This is a genomic window from Sellimonas catena, assembly GCF_027924685.1.
Lineage (GTDB): Bacteria > Bacillota > Clostridia > Lachnospirales > Lachnospiraceae > Sellimonas > Sellimonas catena.
Genome location: NZ_BSBO01000099.1, coordinates 1 through 1052, shown reverse-complemented (window position 1 = coordinate 1052; position 1052 = coordinate 1). Strand labels below are relative to the sequence as shown.

General features: G+C 46.9%; 1 protein-coding gene. It reads left to right on the top strand.

Features of this window, described 5'->3' with window-relative positions; all coding sequences use genetic code 11:
- Positions 1–263 precede the first annotated feature (263 nt).
- Positions 264–1052, top strand: a 789-nt coding sequence (locus Selli1_RS18205; protein ID WP_281874513.1) for a tyrosine-type recombinase/integrase, incomplete at its 3' end; no start/stop codon positions are given.

Genomic DNA, 1052 nt, shown 5'->3' with positions numbered 1-1052 from the left:
ATTGTACCAAGTCGCTAGCGCGACGGCTAGTGCAAGGTACGCATTTCCATCACTTTTTTCCAAAAAAAGTAGCAGTTTTTGTATTTATGTTGTATTGTTGAGTTACCACACACACCAATCTTCATAAACCGCCAACTGCTATGATTAGTTTAACATGTTTTTTTATCCTCTACAACTACATATCTCTTTTTTTCCCAAGACCTCCTCCTTGACAGGTCCTTTCACTGCCGGTCTTTTATTATTTTTTTCAAGGAGGTTCCGTCATGGACTATTTCAATATTTACCGGGAGATGATCTCCCTCCGGGGTCTTACTGACCATACTTTAACTTCTTATTCTACTTATATCCGTTCTTATCTGGATTACCTTCACTCTGTTCTTCACAAGCTGCCTGAGGAGGTCTCCTGGGATGAACTCCGGGATTTTATCCGCTGGCTTCAGAAGAATCGGTCCCTTTCCGACCGTACCATCAATGCCTGTATCTCCCAGCTCCGGTTCTTCACCATCTACGTGCTTCATAAACCATGGGATCCAACACAGCTTCCTATCAGGAAATTCGATTCCTATCTTCCCTTTGTCCCGACCAAAAAGGAAGTCCATACTTTTATCTCCACCCTGTCGGATCCAAAACCCAAAGCGATGGTTGCACTCATGTATTCTGCCGGCCTCAGGGTCAGCGAAGTCTGCAATCTCCGTTACTGTGATATTGAGCGCAAAACGATGCGGATCCATGTTGCGCGCTCCAAAAGCCGCTCCGACCGCTATGCAATCCTTTCCCAAAAAGCTCTTGATCTTCTCACCCGCTACTGGTTTGCATGCGGCCGTCCCTGCGGCTGGCTTTTCCCGAAACAGACGGACCCTTCCCGTCCCATCGATACCTTTTACGTTACAAGACATCTGCGTGCCCATGAAGAATTTCTCGGCTGGGAACACCGGTTCACCTGCCATTCTTTCCGGCATGCCTTTGGAACTCACCTTTATGAAAACGGGGCCGACCTGCTTACCATCAAAAATCTCATGGGACACAAGTCCTTGAAGTCGACCCTGATCTAT